1 protein-coding gene and 1 pseudogene are annotated in these 2,211 nt (G+C 63.8%); one reads left to right on the top strand and one right to left on the bottom strand.

Features of this window, described 5'->3' with window-relative positions:
* Positions 1-239, bottom strand: a pseudogene (locus U9977_RS18800) (long-chain fatty acid--CoA ligase); the annotation flags it as partial.
* Between the two features lie 537 nt (positions 240-776).
* Between U9977_RS18800 and U9977_RS18795 the strand changes: the two are divergent.
* Positions 777-2,211: MFS transporter (locus U9977_RS18795; RefSeq protein ID WP_322750590.1), on the top strand; the 1,435-nt coding region annotated here is incomplete at its 3' end.

Raw genomic sequence — 2,211 nt, 5'->3', positions numbered from 1 at the left:
CTGGTTCGGCCCAGCACGGCCACGCGGTCGCCGTGCGCGACGCCGTGGGACAACAGCACCTTGGCAACGGCCTGGACGTACCCGGCGAACTGCCGGCAGGTGAAATCCTGCCAACCGGCAGCGGTCTTCCGACTGAGCACGCAGCGGTCCGGGTTCATCCGGACGCCTTCATCTACCAGTAAGGACAGGCCCCGGTCAGCGGGAAGCACGACGCCCTCTCCGGACTTGTACTGCTGCATCTCAACCACCTACTCGCGGCGACGACTTCCGATGTCAGTGTCTGTTTCGAAGGTCGGTTTTAATTCTTGAAGAACGGGTCGGCGCTGGCAATATGTTTCTCCTGAACGATTCATTAACATACGCCGTTGCGCAGGTCTGCGCGGCGCGATCACGGTCACTCGGGAGACACGCAGGCGTGATCAGATACGGCGGGCGGCTACCGTCAAAGAGTGTGAAAAAGTCATCATGAGGTCAACCCCAATTCGACATTCTCATCGTTCGATTGCCGAAACCAATCAACAATGACGGCCGACACTCGGAAATCGCCTCACAGATAGTTATCGAAACGTTGTCACGACGTTTACCGCCCGGCAAGATACGGTGCCTTGGCGCACCCTTCTGGATTACACTGACAGAACGAACGGACACCATTCTTCATCACCCGACGAGAGACTGATCGCCCGAACGTATTCAGGACTTCGCGGCACCTCGCCAGCATGTCGTATCTATCCTGAGACCGACACCGGTAGAGAGGTTTTTTCATGATATCAAATAAAATGTCCGCTTTATCGGTGAACCGCGAGCGCCCGTTGTTCCGATTGGCGCTCGTGTGCGTCGCGACCTTCATGGTCTACCTGGACACCAGTATCACCCCGGTAGCGGTGCCGGCGATCCGCGCGGACCTCCACGCCGGGGTGACCGCCGCCCAGTGGCTTCTGGACGCCTACACTCTCGGCTTCGCGGGCCTGCTGCTCACCGCAGGGTCCCTTGGTGATCGTTTTGGCCGCAAGGCGGTCCTGCTTGCTGGAACCGCTGGATTCAGCGCATGCTCCGTTGCCTGCGCACTCGCCCCGAATCCGCCGGCGCTGATCGCTGCGCGCGCAGGCCAGGGCGTGTTCGCCGCTGCTGTCGTCCCCCTGTCGCTGGCGGTGACCTCGGCGCTCTTCGCGGACGCGAGACAACGGAGTCGCGCCATCGGCGTGTGGGGTGGCACCGCAGGCGTGGCGCTGGCACTCGGGCCCCTCGTAGGTGGGCTGCTCGTCCAGACAGCCGGGTGGGAGAGCCTGTTCTGGATCAACCTTCCGATTGGCGCCACGGCACTTGCGGGCCTGGCATGGTCCCTAGAGGGCCAAAGGCGATGCGATCATGGTTCTGTCGCATTGCCGGAGGCCGTAGTCCCTGGAGCGCTGCCGGGAACCGGCCAGACCGTACCCGGCGGAGGTGACGCCGGTCGCGTACCGACCCGCCGGGTGGATGCAGTCGGGCAGCTGCTGTTCATCCTCGGAACTGGGGCGCTGACGGTCGTGATGATCGAAGGAGGCGGTTACGGGTGGCATTCGCCGATGACCGTCGGCCTCGCATGCGCCAGTATCGTCGCCTTGGCATTCTTCGCGCTGTGGGAGCTCCGCTGCCGGCAACCGATGCTGCCGCCACGCCTGCTGCGGATCCCCGCCGTGGCCGTGGCATGCGCCGTGAACTTCCTCGGGCTGTTCGGTCTGTATGCCGTGCTGTTCCTGCTCACCCTGTACCTGCAGGACTCCCTGCACCTATCACCCCTGGAAACGGGTGTGCGGTTCCTGGCACTCACCGGCTTCCTCGGCATTGGCGCGGTGAGCGCCGCCGGCGTGGTCCGCCGCCTGGGCACGCGCACCACCATGGTCCTGGGCCTGCTCCTAGTGACGCTCGGACTCGGCGGGCTCACCCTGGTGGAGACGGGGAACGGCTACTTCAGCTATGGATGGGCACTGGTCCTGATTGGTATCGGTATTCCGTTGTCCAGCGGCGTGGTCGCGATCCAGGCGATGATGGCTGCGGTACCAGCTGATCTGGCCGGCACCGCGGCCGGCACCATGAACACCTTCCGGCAGTTCGGAGCCGTCTTCGGAGTGGCTCTCGCCGGTCTCCTCTCACCCCAGCGAAGCAACATCGTCACCTCGATGTACCGCACCTTCACCGTCGCCGCCGCCGGTGCACTTGCCGGCGCCATGCTGA

The sequence above is a fragment of the Protofrankia sp. Cas8 genome, from assembly GCF_963555845.1.
GTDB lineage: Bacteria > Actinomycetota > Actinomycetes > Frankiales > Frankiaceae > Protofrankia.
The sequence above is the reverse complement of the archived record's forward strand: the minus strand, read 5'-3'. Positions and strand labels throughout refer to the sequence as shown.